General features: G+C 45.3%; 17 protein-coding genes, 4 tRNA genes and 2 pseudogenes. 5 read left to right on the top strand and 18 right to left on the bottom strand.

The genetic code is table 11. The annotated features are described in order from the left end of the window. Positions 1-119: 119 nt before the first annotated feature. The 4 genes and pseudogenes from BLT35_RS12560 to BLT35_RS26945 form a co-directional block, all read right to left on the bottom strand. Positions 120-467, bottom strand: a complete 348-nt coding sequence (locus tag BLT35_RS12560; protein ID WP_054820047.1) for a hypothetical protein — start codon at positions 465-467, stop codon at positions 120-122. Between the two features lie 35 nt (positions 468-502). Further along, complete coding sequence (locus tag BLT35_RS12565; RefSeq protein WP_175471981.1) at positions 503-1,507, bottom strand: C40 family peptidase; 1,005 nt, start codon at positions 1,505-1,507, stop codon at positions 503-505. 1,534 nt (positions 1,508-3,041) lie between these two features. After that, positions 3,042-3,535 (bottom strand): annotated as a pseudogene (locus BLT35_RS27815) (acyltransferase). Positions 3,536-3,855: 320 nt separating this feature from the next. Next, positions 3,856-4,029: a hypothetical protein gene (locus BLT35_RS26945; protein WP_160327346.1), complete on the bottom strand. Its 174-nt coding sequence runs from the start codon at positions 4,027-4,029 to the stop codon at positions 3,856-3,858. A 543-nt stretch (positions 4,030-4,572) separates the two neighbouring features. Between BLT35_RS26945 and BLT35_RS12580 the strand changes: the two are divergent. Beyond that, positions 4,573-5,354: pseudogene (locus BLT35_RS12580) on the top strand (transposase); the annotation flags it as partial. Between the two features lie 82 nt (positions 5,355-5,436). Here the strand turns inward: BLT35_RS12580 and BLT35_RS12585 are convergent. Next, positions 5,437-5,509: transfer RNA gene (locus BLT35_RS12585), tRNA-Val, on the bottom strand. Positions 5,510-5,727: 218 nt separating this feature from the next. Between BLT35_RS12585 and BLT35_RS27905 the strand changes: the two genes are divergently transcribed. Beyond that, the gene (locus BLT35_RS27905) at positions 5,728-5,892 is read left to right on the top strand and encodes a DUF3973 domain-containing protein (protein ID WP_137671281.1); all 165 of its coding nucleotides are present in this window, start codon (positions 5,728-5,730) and stop codon (positions 5,890-5,892) included. Between the two features lie 13 nt (positions 5,893-5,905). Here the strand turns inward: BLT35_RS27905 and BLT35_RS12590 are convergent, their stop codons facing one another. Next, the gene (locus BLT35_RS12590) at positions 5,906-6,154 is read right to left on the bottom strand and encodes a hypothetical protein (RefSeq protein ID WP_054820057.1); all 249 of its coding nucleotides are present in this window, start codon (positions 6,152-6,154) and stop codon (positions 5,906-5,908) included. 150 nt (positions 6,155-6,304) lie between these two features. Between BLT35_RS12590 and BLT35_RS26950 the strand changes: the two genes are divergently transcribed. Continuing rightward, positions 6,305-6,463, top strand: a complete 159-nt coding sequence (locus BLT35_RS26950; protein WP_171006050.1) for a hypothetical protein — start codon at positions 6,305-6,307, stop codon at positions 6,461-6,463. Between the two features lie 12 nt (positions 6,464-6,475). Next, a complete protein-coding gene (locus BLT35_RS12595; protein ID WP_054820058.1) occupies positions 6,476-6,697 on the top strand; it encodes a DUF2905 domain-containing protein in 222 nt (73 codons plus the stop codon). A 452-nt stretch (positions 6,698-7,149) separates the two neighbouring features. Here BLT35_RS12595 and BLT35_RS12610 read toward each other — a convergent pair whose 3' ends face one another. The 6 genes from BLT35_RS12610 to BLT35_RS12635 all read right to left on the bottom strand — a co-directional run bounded on the left by BLT35_RS12610 (position 7,150) and on the right by BLT35_RS12635 (position 9,388). Next, positions 7,150-7,545: a VOC family protein gene (locus tag BLT35_RS12610; RefSeq protein ID WP_054820060.1), complete on the bottom strand. Its 396-nt coding sequence runs from the start codon at positions 7,543-7,545 to the stop codon at positions 7,150-7,152. A gap of 196 nt (positions 7,546-7,741) precedes the next feature. After that, positions 7,742-8,128 carry a spore germination protein GerPE gene (locus BLT35_RS12615; protein WP_054820061.1) on the bottom strand — a complete coding sequence of 129 codons (387 nt, stop codon included), beginning with the start codon at positions 8,126-8,128 and terminating at the stop codon, positions 7,742-7,744. A 2-nt stretch (positions 8,129-8,130) separates the two neighbouring features. Then, a complete protein-coding gene (locus BLT35_RS12620) occupies positions 8,131-8,310 on the bottom strand; it encodes a spore germination protein GerPD (protein ID WP_054820062.1) in 180 nt (59 codons plus the stop codon). After that, complete coding sequence (gene gerPC / locus BLT35_RS12625) at positions 8,288-8,914, bottom strand: spore germination protein GerPC (RefSeq protein WP_062407758.1); 627 nt, start codon at positions 8,912-8,914, stop codon at positions 8,288-8,290. Before gerPC ends, BLT35_RS12620 begins: the two co-directional genes overlap by 23 nt. Before the next feature lie 14 nt (positions 8,915-8,928). Continuing rightward, positions 8,929-9,147, bottom strand: a complete 219-nt coding sequence (locus BLT35_RS12630) for a spore germination protein GerPB (protein ID WP_062407756.1) — start codon at positions 9,145-9,147, stop codon at positions 8,929-8,931. 4 nt (positions 9,148-9,151) lie between these two features. Further along, the gene (locus BLT35_RS12635) at positions 9,152-9,388 is read right to left on the bottom strand and encodes a spore germination protein (RefSeq protein ID WP_054820064.1); all 237 of its coding nucleotides are present in this window, start codon (positions 9,386-9,388) and stop codon (positions 9,152-9,154) included. A gap of 137 nt (positions 9,389-9,525) precedes the next feature. Here BLT35_RS12635 and BLT35_RS12640 point away from each other — a divergent pair, with 137 nt between their 5' ends. Beyond that, positions 9,526-9,999 carry an Hsp20/alpha crystallin family protein gene (locus tag BLT35_RS12640; protein WP_062407754.1) on the top strand — a complete coding sequence of 158 codons (474 nt, stop codon included), beginning with the start codon at positions 9,526-9,528 and terminating at the stop codon, positions 9,997-9,999. A gap of 88 nt (positions 10,000-10,087) precedes the next feature. On the opposite strand, the gene BLT35_RS12645 is transcribed toward BLT35_RS12640, so the two are convergent. The 6 genes from BLT35_RS12645 to BLT35_RS12665 form a co-directional block, all read right to left on the bottom strand. After that, entirely contained in the window at positions 10,088-10,306 is a 219-nt protein-coding gene (locus tag BLT35_RS12645) for a spore germination protein (protein WP_062407752.1), read from the bottom strand. Between the two features lie 143 nt (positions 10,307-10,449). Next, positions 10,450-10,535 (bottom strand) — tRNA-Leu (locus BLT35_RS12650). A gap of 11 nt (positions 10,536-10,546) precedes the next feature. After that, positions 10,547-10,623, bottom strand: a tRNA-Ile gene (locus BLT35_RS12655). Positions 10,624-10,632: 9 nt separating this feature from the next. Continuing rightward, positions 10,633-10,709 (bottom strand) — tRNA-Met (locus BLT35_RS12660). A gap of 70 nt (positions 10,710-10,779) precedes the next feature. Beyond that, complete coding sequence (locus BLT35_RS26955) at positions 10,780-10,944, bottom strand: hypothetical protein (RefSeq protein WP_171006049.1); 165 nt, start codon at positions 10,942-10,944, stop codon at positions 10,780-10,782. 131 nt (positions 10,945-11,075) lie between these two features. Next, positions 11,076-11,630 (bottom strand): phosphatidylglycerophosphatase A, encoded by a 555-nt coding sequence (locus BLT35_RS12665; protein WP_062407750.1) that lies wholly within the window; start codon positions 11,628-11,630, stop codon positions 11,076-11,078. Positions 11,631-12,189: the final 559 nt, after the last annotated feature.

Here is a 12,189-nt window from a genome sequence, read left to right on the forward strand (position 1 = left end):
CGGTATTGCTCGTTAGATCGCCCAACGGAACCACACCTCTCTTGTCACCGTTAATAGTATGATGTCCAAACCGAAAATCTTTATGCGCATTTTTTTTGCCGCCGCGGCCCCGCCATATTTCATCGATTTAACGGCTCATATCCTAAATAAGCATCCAGCTTTTCTTTGATCAGCTTCATGCCTTCCTTCACCGCTCTTTGTATAAGTAAATTGGTTTTATGCGCCTCATAATCCTCCTGCTCATACTGCACCCTGATCTCCGCATGTTCCCCCTTGACAATGCCTATAATGACCGATACAACTTCCCCGCGCTCATCGGGTCTGCCTGGATTCTCATGCTCGCTGCGGCCTTCCTCGATCATGGAATCCCACGCCAAAACATCTATGCTGCATTTGTAATCATAATCCGGATGCTTAGAATAGGATTTGATGGTGTCGGCTAACTTCACCTTCATCCAGATCTTCATCTTGTCCCCCTTCAACCGTTCCCAAGCTAATCTAGTTAAACAACACGCTTGGCAAACAAAAAACGATTTCTCCAGTATGTATCAAATTCCGTTAACGTAACCCCCGGATCGCCGTAGGTATGAATGATTTGTCCGTTACCCGCATAGATTCCCACATGACCTACCGTTTGGTTGCTGGCAAACCGGCCAGGGGTATAAAAGAACAGGAGATCCCCGGGCTGCAGCTGATTTACGGATACGCTTTGACCAACCTCCGCCTGAGCACGTGAAGACCTGGGAAGCTTGATTCCGAAGTGGCCGTACACATACTGGACGAAGGAAGAGCAATCGAATGTATGTGTACTTTCGTAAGGTCCGGCAGCAAATTGATAGGGCGTTCCTACCAACCCTTCGGCAAAGCGGATCAAGTCATTTTTGTTCACCGAGATTCCTGCTGCTCGTAGGGTTTCCGTTTCAGATTGCTCCAATGGGAATCTGTTTTGCCGGTCGGACAGCCGTCGATCATCGATCGGGGAGAAAATAACCTGCGACCGTTCCCCGTTCCAGTTCACCGGGACTCCGAACAGCGCGGACAACGCCTGTGTAGTTAGATGCGGTTTATGATCAATATATTTGGGGGCCTGCGGCAGTTCGACGGGCATATCACCTGCCATGGCCCGGGTTTGGTTCATGTTGACGGAATAAGCCGCATCCGTGCCGCCCATGGCGAAACAACCGTTGGCGTAATGCAGATCATAATTCATCGATTTCGCCGTTTCCTCCAGCGGCACCCAGACCAGCCCGCCGCTTTCCCTGTATACCGGGACATTGGACAAGGTCGATACGTTGGCTACATACATGGTAGCCGTATGGCCGGTTGGCGCAGGCTCTTGAAGTCCGATATGCTCGGTTTGCCTGTTCGTACAACCTCCCGTAATAAATATTGTCACAATAAAAAGTATGTAAACAACCTGTCGCGCTTTCTTGGATACCATCGCCACAACCGCCTTTTTTTCAATGTTTTTCCGGTAAGTGTTTACCAAGGAAAATAATTTATGCATGAAAAATGACGGCATGAAACAGCAAAGGCCCGCAAGCTTAACTTGCCGGCTTCCATTGTACCACATTCCTTGCCAACCTGCTTAACCGGAGCTTGGCGGACAAGACCGCCCGTCTGGTATATTTTACAACCTACAAGCGGAAGAACCGCCTCCTCATGTTCCCAGGCAGGCGGTCCTTCTTTTCCATTCTTATTTGGCAAAATGTTCTTTCATGTGATCAATCCATTCTTTGGAGTCCGGAACTCTGGCGTATAATTTGGTATAAACCTGTTCCGACGCCTCAACGAGCTCTTTATGGAATTTTAGATTTGTCGGCGGAATACAGTGCAAGCGCTTCGCTAATCATAGACGCTTGATTGGATAAGTAAGCTTCAATGGCATGAGTGGCGCGTCAAGAACCGGAATGTCCTCAAAGGAGCGCAAAATCTTGCGAATGATAAAACGGACAAAGAGACAGATGGACATCCGGACCTCATTACGAAGACACACGATAACATCAGCAAAATAGATTTGGAGCAGGAAGGTGACGAACTCACCCTTTCTTTGTTACGGACAACCGGAGAAATTGAGATTTAAATGAAAAAAGTTCAACCGCCTCAACGAAATGATGATTGAGCGGTTGAACTTTTTTTACCCTATTCGCCGAGTTATGATCAAAATTCGAAATTGATCTTTTATCCATCGATTTGTCTCTGCCCTTAAAGCAGCTTAAATGTTTCTCATGCCTTTCTGCATAAGCTCCCTATTTTGTCATGGTGAGCTGTTTGATACATAATCCGATGACACCAATAAACAAGATGATCCCTATAACATCCCAAATAAATAGTCCCATCGTTCCACCTTCAATCTCATTAATCATTGATTCTATAGTACCATATTTTTCTTTTCATGTCGATTAATCGGATAATTTAAGGACTTTTGTCATATTCAAAAGACCTATAAGATGGCCGTCCTCTTATCATTCATATAAAATCCCAGGGTTTACGGCAGATGACGGGGTAGATCGGAGCATGGTTAACCATGCGTTAGAGGGTTGACATGTTGTACTTGGCTTAGGTGAAGATAACATTTATAAATGCTTCATCCATGGGAATAATACTTATGCCCTAAAACCAAGGAAGAGGTGTGATTCAATGTCGTACAACTGTTGTTATTGTAATAAGGAAGCAGAAACTGCACACAGTATTACAGTATATAATAAAAACGGCACTGAAGAACGATTTGAAATCCTCTGTAGTCCTTGTTATGCCGAATGGCTGCTTTCGTTAAAAGGGTAAATGGATGGGGAATTTTCCTAAGGGGGATTCTCCCTCTCTTTCTGATTGATGATTGAGGAGCAAGCGGGTCTTTTAAGCAAAAAAAACTTGATTTGTCAAAACTTTTCGAAGAGGTATGATCTTGCAACCACCGCTGCACCTCCGAAATAAATAAGAACACCCGCCCGTTAACTCCGAGCAGGTGTTCTTATTATTAAGCCTATGGACTTTATTAGTTAAAGATTGCACACGGGTTTCGTGTGGATCATTAAGTAGTCTTACAACCAGTGTATACTGCTTTTGACTACTTTCGCAGGAACTCAGCTACAACGGAATTTGGAGGAACATCTCTTGTAACCAGTGCTCCGGCTGCAATAACCGCCCCGTCACCAATAGTTACTCCCTTTAAGATGGTTGCTTTACATCCAATCCAAACCTTATTTCCAATAGTTACAGACGCTGTATCACTATTCCCTTCAATTGAATGATAATCCGTGTCCATTATAGTAACATCCCACGAAATCGCACAATCGCTACCTATTGTAACATTGTCCTTACACATAATTTCTGTTCTGCGATTAATATAAGTACGGTCCCCAATTGAAATAACGGCGTGGTCGGTATCTAGGTAAAAACCTACATTATGGTATAGCAGTACATTATCACCTAAAATCAGCTTAGAATTTTTCCTTGCCGATACTTTTACTTTCCCCGCTACACGCAGAAATTCACCGCATTGTTCCGTTTTTTTCCTAAATAAAAATCCCTTCATTAGCCTGACAATCAACACTGGCAATGATTTTAGGGATTTTTTACTGCTAAAGATATTTTCTTTTTTAGGGTAAATACTTCCGATAGCTGGCATACTCCCACCGCCTCAACCTATGATTATCTATATAAAGTAAATTTTATAGGAATCCGCGTCGATTTTCCACTAATTTTTTCCTTTCATGGTTATAGACTAGACACCGTTTGTACGAATCTTTGCAGAAGACCACTCTTCGCCCTTTTTCCGGGCATAAAAAATACCCCGGATCGGCTCGGGGTTGAGTCTTAATAATATCCCTATAAATCTCCCAATGGTGAAATCCATCACTGTTGCCGTGTCATCAAGGTATAACCCTTTCCTTCACATTCATCGCAATTAATAAAAACGTCTAATGCGCCAGTACCGCCGCAAGCTTTACAAATTATCATGTTTTCCTTGTCGGTGTCAGGTTTCTTACCTATAAACCATTCTACAAACCACTCTTTTATCTTAGTCATAACGCTGCTCCGAGCCAATTGAAAATCCCCCTTGTCATATTACATCTAGAGATTCTCAATCCATTTTAACACCGAGTTGAAAATTTTATATCAATTTGTTATCTAATTATGATCAAATTATTATCAATTTATTACCGAATTTCTTCATCAACAAGCGTGAGGGTAGACATGTTGTTATGTCGCTAAAGATGAGAGAAAACCATAAACGGATAGCTGAGCGTATGGATGGTCAAGCGTGAAGATGTTGGACTGGTATGCTCACATTACACCGTACATGCAGAAGGAAACTGCGGACGCATTCGGGAAATGTTCTTTTCGGCACCAATTGCCATTTGGACGTCTTATGAAAAGTACATAAAAAGCAAAAAAACTTGATTCCTCATTTTCAGGCTGTCGAGAAAGTCTCGATAGCTTTCTTTATACTAAAAAAATTTAATATAGGTAACACATGAACTAGACGGTGAAGAGCATGCTTCGTTCTAATAACGGTAAACAAAATCCTATGAATTTGTATCTATCGAAGATCTCGTTCCTCAAGATCACATGCTTCGCAAGATCGACAAATACATCAGCTTTGAATTCATTAGAGAAAAAGTAAAGCCTCTGTACTGCGAAGATAACGGGAGACCGGCCATTGTTCCTGTGATCCTCTTTAAGATGATCTTTCTCGGCTACTTTTACGGCAATCGTTCGGAGCGGCGCTTAGAACAAGATATTCAAACCAAGCGTATCGTTGGTTTCTTGGTAGTGTTCAAAACTAATTAGCGAAAATTGTTCAAAAGGTCTTGACGGTTACAACAGATCGCGTTCCAGACCACACAACCATTAGTTGGAACCGACGCAAACGGTTCAAGGATACAGCGATCTTCCAAGAGGTGTTCGATGAAATCGTCCTTCAAGCCGTTCAACATCGAATGGTCGGAGGTAGGGTTCTCATCTCAGACTCCACGCATATTAAAGCCAACGCCAACAAACACAAGTTCACGAAACAACAGGTGCTGCAAAACACGAAGGATTACATAGAGGAACTCAACGACGCGGTGGAGGAGGATCGCAAGAATCATGGAAAAAGCTCTAAAACCAAGAGAGGAAGTGATCGAGCATAAGGAAATTAAAGTGAGCAAGACAGATCCCGAAAGTGGCTATATGGTTAGAGAAGGAAAGCCCGAAGGATTTTATTATTTAGACCATCGTACCGTCGATATGAACTACAACATCATTACGGATGTACATGCACTGCTTACGTTGAACGATTGGACCGACAGGTAAAGCGTTTCGGCTTTAAAGTCGAAGCCGTAGCTCTGGATTCGGGTTATTTAACCAATTATCCAAGTAGCTCCTCTATGAAACCACATTATAAATTATCACAAAATAAAAAAGCCCTTGAATATCAAGGACATTTTGGGATGACCTGTAGTGGGCTCGAACCACTGACCCCCACCCTGTCAAGATGGTGCTCTCCCAGCTGAGCTAACAAGTCATAACATCAAATATTATTTCTGCGTATATAATACCAATCTCATGAGTAAAAGTCAACACTTTTTAGACAGCACTTTTTTTCTTCCGCTCGCCTTTCTATCGTTCCATTTAAATATGAAAAAAATTTAGAAAAATCTATAAAAAAAATGTGTCTTAAATCACAATTTTGGGCATATAATATGTCTATAATTGTCACATCGACGCGAAAGGAGATCATTTATGTACTATTGCATTGCATGTAATAAGGTGCATCCTCCCTTGTCAACAAAGAATGAAATAATTTTTAAGACCGGCTTTCATTACATTAATTCTACTATGTACAGCGCCGGAATATGCAAGGCTGTCCCCGAACCGGAGGAATTGCAAAAATCAGTGACAGCCTAAGCCAGGCAAGCACTCATTCGTTGACGGGAGCTTTCCCGTCTTTTGTATTGTGATTCATCCATACCCGTACGGTTAGTACGATAGTCAAGATCACCAGCCCGGCAAAGCATACAACGCCTGCCGATACATACAGCCAGTCGGAAAGGGTTGGCTGCGGATCCTCCCCGGCACATGCACAGGCCAAGGATGGCTTTACATAGGACATCCCTAACCATAGCAAGGGCAATAGATATATGAACATTTTATACATCTGTCTTTTCATATCGTTCTCCTCTTCTTTTCAAGCGCCAGTACGTTCCTAATAGAGTAGACGGGAGACATCCGACGAAGGTTCCGCATCCAAAAAAGTGGTGTTTTCAACAACCCTTTTCGTGTAAAATAAAGCATATAACCCTTACAGGAGGCAATTTCTATGAAAATTGTGATTTCTGCATCCGAGGCGATGGAAAAGGGAGTATGGATTGAACTGCTCAAGCTTTTCGGCAGAGACAAGGATGAGGATTTTTTGCCTAATGAAGAGTTCATTTTAACAGAAGAACAAGCGGTGCAGTTAAAGCTGATTACAAAATAAGGAGCGGCAAGTATGGATTCGATTCCCAAGCTGTTGATCTGGGGCGGAGTGGTTATGATCGTCGTCGGACTCCTGTGGTCCGTAGGCGGAAAATTTTTGAATCTTGGCCGGCTTCCGGGCGACATTGTCGTGGAGAAAGAGAATGTAAAATTTTATTTTCCGATAGTTACGTGTATTGTGATCAGTGTCGTCTTATCGCTCGGCATGATGGTCATCCGTTGGTTTACAAAATAAGGCGCCCCTTACGGGATGCCTTATGGACATGAAACCTGCTATTTCCGTTTCCCATTCCTTGAACTCCAATCGATGGAGCTATCTTTCGGTTCGGTTATGTTGATATTTTCGTTGCGTACCATCTGAGATAAATCATCGATCGTTTGATCGAGGAGTTCACCCTTGTGTTTGGAAAATAACCGGCGCCTTTCTTTAAGCAGAATCTCCAGTATCAGTTTTTTTTGACTCTTGCTGAACAGCATAACGTTGTTCACCTAGCTTTTAGTTTTTTTCTCAAACGCCATGCACGGCTTTCCTGAGGATCGCTTTACCAATGCCGAAGGCAGGTCGTTCGTCTTGAATCCGTAGAATCGGCAGCCTCTGGGAAAGCCCGGGTCCCATGTCACATAAAAGTATTTACACAAAAAGCAATTTATTCTCTCTTGAACGGCAGCGTTGTCGTTCTTCATGCATCAACTCGAGCGGGTGGATTGAAAGAATTCGATCCATTCTCCATCCGGTCCGTAGAAGAAGAAATATCTTGAACCGTTAGGCAGTGTCGTAATTTCTTGATCGATGAGCTCAACGTCCATCCGGCTAATCCGGGCCCACTCTTCTTCAATGTCATCGACCGTGAATGCAAGGTGATGCACCTTGCCCTCCTGCGGAAGCCCGTCGTTATAGCCTTGAATCAGTTCCAGCTCCGTTTCGCCAGCCTGTCCGAAGCCGAGGAAAGCAAGCTTGATCACTCCATTCGAATGATCCAGCTTATCTTTCAACTCTAATCCGACCACTTCTTTATAGAATCGAACCGAAGTATCGATGTCCTTTACCATGACACCGACATGTTCTACCTTTCTGCCTGCCAAGTTATTCCGCTCCTCTCTTCATTCATCCTATTCCCATCTATTATATCATAAATCAACATTAGGCTGGAGTACCGGCGATGCTGTTCACGCCATTTATGAGTCCGCGGCCATATGCTGTTTGGTAGTTTCATCTTCCCGCTTGTTCTGAAACATTACAAAAACAAAAAACAAAGACCCGTTCCCGGGTCTCAAATGTCTACTTTGGCCGTAAGCCGCGGAGCAGCTGCCGGATATGCTTGATTCGGGATTCCGAGCGGATCGATATAATCGATCCAATCTGGACTAAAGAGGATGTGGAAATGGCCAGCACCTCCACATTATTGACATGTATAGCACCTGAAACCTGATGTGTGGACATATGAACTTCACGCGCTTGTCTCGGTACCGGGAGAGGCGCCGAGAAAATCGGGTACGCTTTGAGATTGCCTTCCTTCCCGTGATACGCAGGAATCTCCCGATGAACCGCTAAAGCGAGAGTTACCGGCGAGAAGTCTCCCAGATCCCCTGCATTCAAGGCGGAAGCATAACCGATATTATAAATCATGACCCGGTTTACCACCGAGGTCCTGACCGGGAGCGCCATGCTCATTCCTCCAGAGGCAGCGGTTCGAGAGGCCCGATAATCAGCGACTCCGGCGGGGTATCGAACACACTGGACAAATAGATGACCTGCGTATCGCCTATGAGAAAAACGGACGAACTGGCAACAGCGGTCACCTTCACATTCCCGACGTTAAGCGCCTTATTTTCCACCTTTAGAATCATTCGCAGCGCCCCCCTCTTGATTCATTTTCATTACATACTGCTTCATCGCCAAACGGATATCTCCAATGACTTTATCCGTAATGATCTGCTCCTGCTCCATCGTAAGCACCGCCTGCTTCGGGTCTACCATCGAATCCAAATAATACTCGATCCTCTGTGCGGCTTGCCCTTTTAAATCTCCGATGACAAAATCCGAAAAGTCCTGACCGAACTCCACCCCATACATGGCTTCAAGGTCGGCCAGCTCCTCAGGGCAGGATCGCCGCAAATAATCATAGACCTGTTTCTGAATGCGGGCAAAGGATTCCGATCGGGCTGTATTGGTTCCGATGGCCTGCCCTCCTGCCGTGGCGTCATCCAATGATTGAGCCCCTAAGCCTGTCGGGGACAAGCCTACATTTAATGTGCCTTCCAATGTTTCCACTTTTAATTGGTCGAATTTGTATTCAATCCTTTCGATAGTCACCCCTCGCTGCCCCTTTAGCGAATCCAGTTCTCGTTCAATGAGTTCGATACGTCCCTCCAAATTCCGGATGCGTTCGGTTTGCCACCTCAAATACTCGTTTAACTGATGAAAGTAAGACTCAGGGTAGGATGAATTCATCGAATATTCCTCCGTTAACGGGAAGGTGCAGGAAGAGGCACAAAAGGTACGGCGGACGGAACCGCAAACGTCCCTCCCAATTCAGGAGCAGGTCCGGTAAACCCTCCCGTATTATACAAATTCGCCAAGGCGCGAATCGTTCCGGCTGTTCCGATCTGAACTACGGACGAATTCGTCACCGCGCCGATTCTGAGCTGGTGTATGACGATATTCTGATGAATGGTCAGCTGCATAGAATTAGACGACACCTGCCTTATCCGCCGAGGAAATGTTGGAATCGAATACGTCATTATCATAAGTATTGGTCGAACTGACTACATTGTAGGTTCTTACATTTTCGCCGGTATTAAAAGAACCTGCCCCTGCAAAGGTTTTGGCTATCGTCTTGGGAGCCAATTGGATCGCGTCGCCGATGTGCACTACGGAGCCTGTACCTACACTCACAATCTTAATTGCACCCACGATGGCCGGCATGGCAGCAACACCTTACCCGTTATGGATTTGATTCATTATATGTTCTGATCCCAGAAAGTATGTGTTTTGCTTCGTTATCAAGGTTATCCTTTGCGTTTCACATTCATATACTGAAGCAGTAAGGAGAGTGGATGATCATGGACGAAAACAAAAATAACAACAATTTCTTCGATATAAATTGGAAAAATTTCGAGCAATTTTTTGGCGGGAAGCTGCCTTTTACAGGACCCATGAACCCGGGGAAGGAGAGTGAACCTATGGCATGGGTTGAAAATTATGTAAAGAACGTCATGAAGCAAGCGATGCCGAATATGGATTCCCCTTCACTCAAGCATCATTTTCATACCGAGATTTTTGATACTCACAACAATGTTATTGTGAAAGTCCATGTCCCGGATAAAGCGCAAGCACGCAAGCTGAGGGTTAAGCTGAACCTGAACCAAGTTCGCCTGGAGGGGCTGCCGGACAACAAAACGCAGACCATCCGATTGGCCAGTCTGGTGGTTCCCGAAAGCTGTAAAGCGGTCTATCGAAACGGCATTCTGCAGCTCCACATACGAAAGCAAAGTGCGGAGAACCCTTACCAGGAAATCGATATCCGGTTTACGTAAAATACAAATCAGCGCATCCCGTCCGTTTTCGTTCAGTACGGAGAGATGCGCATCGGACTAACGCTGCATCGCCGGCACGATATGCGGCCTAATTGTTTCCCGCATTATTCGAATCGGCTACATCGGGATCGATCGTATTCGTGAAACTGATCAGCGTAAACGTAGCGCTGAAATCACCAGTATTGCTGCCTCCAGCCCCTGCGTTCGCTTTGGATGTGCTTTTAGGCGTAATTTGCAGGACATCGCCAAATACCAGCTCGCCAGCGTTACCAGTCACTTTAATGGGCGCCAAAATAATCGAAGGCATGGAACCCCTCCTCTTTCATGTGATTATATAAGTATATGAACGAGGGAATGAAAAAACACTCGCCTATAGTAAAAAAATACGAATAAAGGGTTTTGCTTTGGCGATTGCCAAGCAAAACCCTTTATAAAAATCGTTGTAAGAACTGCCGAAGACCGGACTCGAACCGGTACGGTAGTCACCTACCGCAGGATTTTAAGTCCTGTGCGTCTGCCAATTCCGCCACTCCGGCAAGATCTTATTTGGTGGGCCCTGAGGGACTCGAACCCCCGACCAATCGGTTATGAGCCGACCGCTCTAACCAACTGAGCTAAGGGCCCTGGTGTATTTGGTTGCGGGGGCAGGATTTGAACCTGCGGCCTTCGGGTTATGAGCCCGACGAGCTACCGGGCTGCTCCACCCCGCGCTATTGTTTCGCTTACGACAGCGACAAAATTAAATATACACCAAATAAATCGTTGAAGTCAAGCATAAAATTATACCATATACCTTACGCCAAAACGCCCTTTTTTGGATCGAAACACCTCTACCTCCGAAGGACATTCATAACCGTAGATCCACCAGTCTTCTTCCATCCGCTTGGCCAAGCAGCCGGCCTGAAATTTACTGTCGTACAATTTCACCCAATAAATCCAGTTCATTGTCCTCACTCCGCTTGATGTAGATGAAAAATAAAGTTCTGTTAATAGCTTAACCAAAATAAGTTGCCTTATTTTAAGGAAGCCTCTCCAAAATATAACAAGTATAATGAGGCGCGATGCAAGACATGTAGTTAGCTGACCTGCTCTTCCGAATCGGTGCCAGGGTCATGAACAACCATTTCCCGTTCATCGTCATCACGCTTATGATGAGCGATCCTGCTGGAAGCGGATGCGGCTATGCTGGCCACAAGATCGTCGAGAAAGGTATGAACGCCAAAGCCCGCTTTGATATCGAGATTCCGGATGATTCCGACTTTATGCTTATCCAGGTGCCCGAAGGTGGTGAAAGCGATGCTCCCGTAGCCGAACACCGAGCCAATCGCAAGCGTTTCATCACAGCCGAACAGTCCGTCGTCGGATAAAATAATGGATAGAAGCGGCTCGCTCAGCAGCCCTTTCTCCGCCAGTACGTCCAGCTCAATGCCCACCAAGACGGCATGCTGCAGCTCCCGCTTTTGCAAAACCGCATGAACGGACTCTATACACGTCTGCAGCGTTAAGCCGGGATCATAAGACAGCTGGATTTCCCTGACGATCAGAGCGATGTCTTCAATAGTGACTCCGCGTTCTTCCAGCTTCTGATATACCGCGGCTTTGACTTCCTTGCTGTGTACCTGACGTCTCATGGCAATAGCCTCCTTTTCTCCAATAGGATGTCCGTATCATATTATGTAAACGTTTGAATGCTGGTGTGGACGAACTGCTATTTCTGTTATTTTCCATTTTTCTTTTGGATAGATGGACCGGAAGCCATTATAATGTAAGCAAAGGTGGGATTGATATGTTCTATGGCATGCCGTCTTTCCGTCAACCGAAATCCGTGAATTCGCGGACCTTTACCGCAGAAGGTACGATCCCCATTTTCCGTTGCTTAAACCGCATCTTACCCTGCGGGAAAAAGAAGCCTGGGACAAGCCTCCGGCTTCCTTCAGATTCCGCCTCGCGGCGGACACCCTTGCCCTCAGCTACGGTAGGCGCTCGCCAGCCCCCGTTCGGGACTTTCACCCTAGAGATGACGCCCATGCTGGGCGTACACAGCAAGACGAAAGGCGGCCTGTAGAAGGCCGCCTTTCGCCGGAAATGAAATATAAAGTCGGATTATTGCTTGAATACGCCAAGCAGACGTTTACCTTCTGCACCTGTCTCTGTGGTAAACACTTCGTAGATGCGAACGGATAACGGGTA

Origin of the sequence: Paenibacillus naphthalenovorans (assembly GCF_900099895.1) — a bacterium.
Classification (GTDB): Bacteria; Bacillota; Bacilli; order Paenibacillales; family NBRC-103111; genus Paenibacillus_G; species Paenibacillus_G naphthalenovorans.

Coding starts and splice junctions, on each gene's coding strand:
- BLT35_RS12560 (WP_054820047.1), bottom strand. CDS start 467: ATGAAGATCTGGATGAAGGTGAAGTTAGCCGACACCATCAAATCCTAT.
- BLT35_RS12565 (WP_175471981.1), bottom strand. CDS start 1,507: ATGCATAAATTATTTTCCTTGGTAAACACTTACCGGAAAAACATTGAA.
- BLT35_RS26945 (WP_160327346.1), bottom strand. CDS start 4,029: ATGACTAAGATAAAAGAGTGGTTTGTAGAATGGTTTATAGGTAAGAAA.
- BLT35_RS27905 (WP_137671281.1), top strand. CDS start 5,728: ATGTACTATTGCATTGCATGTAATAAGGTGCATCCTCCCTTGTCAACA.
- BLT35_RS12590 (WP_054820057.1), bottom strand. CDS start 6,154: ATGAAAAGACAGATGTATAAAATGTTCATATATCTATTGCCCTTGCTA.
- BLT35_RS26950 (WP_171006050.1), top strand. CDS start 6,305: ATGAAAATTGTGATTTCTGCATCCGAGGCGATGGAAAAGGGAGTATGG.
- BLT35_RS12595 (WP_054820058.1), top strand. CDS start 6,476: ATGGATTCGATTCCCAAGCTGTTGATCTGGGGCGGAGTGGTTATGATC.
- BLT35_RS12615 (WP_054820061.1), bottom strand. CDS start 8,128: ATGGCGCTCCCGGTCAGGACCTCGGTGGTAAACCGGGTCATGATTTAT.
- BLT35_RS12620 (WP_054820062.1), bottom strand. CDS start 8,310: ATGATTCTAAAGGTGGAAAATAAGGCGCTTAACGTCGGGAATGTGAAG.
- gerPC (WP_062407758.1), bottom strand. CDS start 8,914: ATGAATTCATCCTACCCTGAGTCTTACTTTCATCAGTTAAACGAGTAT.
- BLT35_RS12630 (WP_062407756.1), bottom strand. CDS start 9,147: ATGCAGCTGACCATTCATCAGAATATCGTCATACACCAGCTCAGAATC.
- BLT35_RS12635 (WP_054820064.1), bottom strand. CDS start 9,388: ATGCCGGCCATCGTGGGTGCAATTAAGATTGTGAGTGTAGGTACAGGC.
- BLT35_RS12640 (WP_062407754.1), top strand. CDS start 9,526: ATGGACGAAAACAAAAATAACAACAATTTCTTCGATATAAATTGGAAA.
- BLT35_RS12645 (WP_062407752.1), bottom strand. CDS start 10,306: ATGCCTTCGATTATTTTGGCGCCCATTAAAGTGACTGGTAACGCTGGC.
- BLT35_RS26955 (WP_171006049.1), bottom strand. CDS start 10,944: ATGAACTGGATTTATTGGGTGAAATTGTACGACAGTAAATTTCAGGCC.
- BLT35_RS12665 (WP_062407750.1), bottom strand. CDS start 11,630: ATGAGACGTCAGGTACACAGCAAGGAAGTCAAAGCCGCGGTATATCAG.